Source organism: Mesorhizobium sp. M7D.F.Ca.US.004.03.1.1, assembly GCF_003998635.1.
GTDB classification, from domain to species: domain Bacteria; phylum Pseudomonadota; class Alphaproteobacteria; order Rhizobiales; family Rhizobiaceae; genus Mesorhizobium; species Mesorhizobium loti.
This window is the reverse complement of sequence record NZ_RZQG01001029.1, coordinates 1-1,975: the sequence shown is the minus strand read 5'-3', so window position 1 is coordinate 1,975 and position 1,975 is coordinate 1. Positions and strand designations below refer to the sequence as shown.

The following is a 1,975-nucleotide window of genomic DNA, read 5'->3' as shown; positions in this document are numbered from 1 at the left end:
GATCTGGACGCCGCGGCACGCTTCCTGGCGGTGGCAGCGGCCGCGCCGAAGCGGCGCTCGGAAGCCTGGCGCTGCCTGCGCTACAGGTTCAAGCTTGCGGCGCGGCGGCGTTTGTCCGCGCAGTCGATCCAGCTGCAAGGCGCTCTGTAGGCGCCAGCCCCCCCGGGACCAACACTACTTCGCCGCCACAGGCTTTTCGGACGGCGTGTGGAACCAGCAATCTACCAACAGCTTATCTACGGATATTTGTGTGGAGCTGACATGCTGCAAAAATCCGGATTGTCGCCCGGCCGGCCGGCTGACGAAGACGCTGGGCCGAAAAATGGCGCGCCGAAGAACGAGGCGCAAAGCTCGGCCGATCATGCGTCGCTCACCTATGTCAGCGATGCCGAGCCCGGTATCCGGCGGCTAAAGACGGGCAAGGGTTTTTTCTACAAGGGTCCGGACGGGCGGGCGGTTCCAGGCGCCACCAGGGCGCGCATCGAGGCGATCGTCATTCCGCCGGCCTGGACGGATGTGTGGATTTCGCCCGACGCCGACGGCCATATCCAGGCAACCGGGAGGGACCAGCGCGGACGCAAGCAATACCGCTACCATCCCCAATGGGCCGAAGAACGCGACGGCGCCAAATATTCGAGCCTTGTCACCTTTGCCGCAAGCCTGCCGGACCTGCGGCGCAGGATCGACAGCGATCTGCGCCGTCGCGGCCTGCCGCTCGAGCGTGTGGTCGCCGCGGTCGTCTGGCTGCTTGACAACACGATGATCCGGGTCGGCAATTCCGCCTACGCTCGCGACAACAAGAGTTTCGGGCTGACCACATTGCGCGACCGCCACGTCGATATCGTCGGCTCAAGCCTTCGGTTTGCCTTCAAGGGAAAGTCCGGCAAGGAGTGGAAGCTGAAGCTGATCGACCGCCGCATCGCTGGAATCGTGCGTGGCGCGCAGGACCTGCCTGGCCAGAAGCTGTTCCAGTATCTCGATGAGGACGGCGACAGGCGGCCGGTCCGCTCCGAGGACGTCAACCGCTATATCCGCGATGCTACCGGCGATGCGTTCAGTTCGAAGCATTTCCGCACTTGGGGCGGCACCATCCATGCAGCCTCGCTATTTGCACAGACGGAATTGCCGCAAAGCCAGGCGCAGCGAAAGCGGCTGATGAACAGCGTCATAGACAAGGTTGCCGAGCGGCTGGGCAACACGCGTGCCGTCTGCCGCAAATGCTACATCCATCCGCAGGTCTTCGACGCCTGGTCAGAGGGGCGATTGCTGGACGAAATGGCGCAGGCCAACAAGCGCAAGCGCTCCATCGATGGTCTCGATGACGAGGAAGCTCTCGTGCTGCGATGGCTGAAGATGCGCGGAAGCTGACTGGTGGCGACCGGCGGTCGCCAAATCCGCCGCATCGGGATTTTTTTATCGACGTCGTGTCGGGATCGGTCTTACTGTTTCGTCCTTTGACAGAGAAAAGGACCAGCCATGCTCTACGCAATCCTCTGCTATGCTTCCGAAGATGTCGTCTGCTCCTGGAGCAAGGCACAGGACGACGAGGTCATGGCCAATCTCCTCGACGTTCAGGACAAATATGCCAAGGCCGGCCGGCTTGGCCCGGTGGCGCGGCTTTTGCCGACGACCGCCGCGACGACCCTGAGGAAGGTCAAGGGCGAAGCGGTCGTCATCGACGGACCGTTTGCCGAGACAAAAGAACAATTCCTCGGCTTCTACACGCTCGAATGCGCCGATCTCGATGAGGCTGTCGAGTTCGCTCGCGAGCTTTCCGAGGTCAATCCGAGCGGCGGCTCCTACGAGATCCGGCCGGTCTCGATCTTCAATCCCGCCAAGGTTTCCGCATGACCGAACTCGCCTGGATCAGCTCGGCGATCAGCGCCGCCCGCCCGCAGGCGATGGGCGCGCTGCTGCGTTATTTCCGCGATCTCGATACGGCGGAGGAAGCTTTCCAGGATGCGTGCCTCAGGGC

2 protein-coding genes and 1 pseudogene are annotated in these 1,975 nt (G+C 62.8%); all 3 read left to right on the top strand.

The window, feature by feature from the left end; all coding sequences use genetic code 11:
* Positions 1–261 precede the first annotated feature (261 nt).
* A complete protein-coding gene (locus EN935_RS33420) occupies positions 262–1,368 on the top strand; it encodes a DNA topoisomerase IB (RefSeq protein WP_127374094.1) in 1,107 nt (368 codons plus the stop codon).
* 108 nt (positions 1,369–1,476) lie between these two features.
* Entirely contained in the window at positions 1,477–1,851 is a 375-nt protein-coding gene (locus EN935_RS33415; protein WP_109659463.1) for a YciI family protein, read from the top strand.
* Positions 1,848–1,975, top strand: a pseudogene (locus tag EN935_RS42420) (RNA polymerase sigma factor); the annotation flags it as partial. The gene EN935_RS33415 and the pseudogene EN935_RS42420, both read left to right, overlap by 4 nt.

Excerpts from the sequence above, each read along its gene's own strand:
- EN935_RS33420 (WP_127374094.1), top strand. The coding sequence starts at position 262 with ATGCTGCAAAAATCCGGATTGTCGCCCGGCCGGCCGGCTGACGAAGAC.
- EN935_RS33415 (WP_109659463.1), top strand. The coding sequence starts at position 1,477 with ATGCTCTACGCAATCCTCTGCTATGCTTCCGAAGATGTCGTCTGCTCC.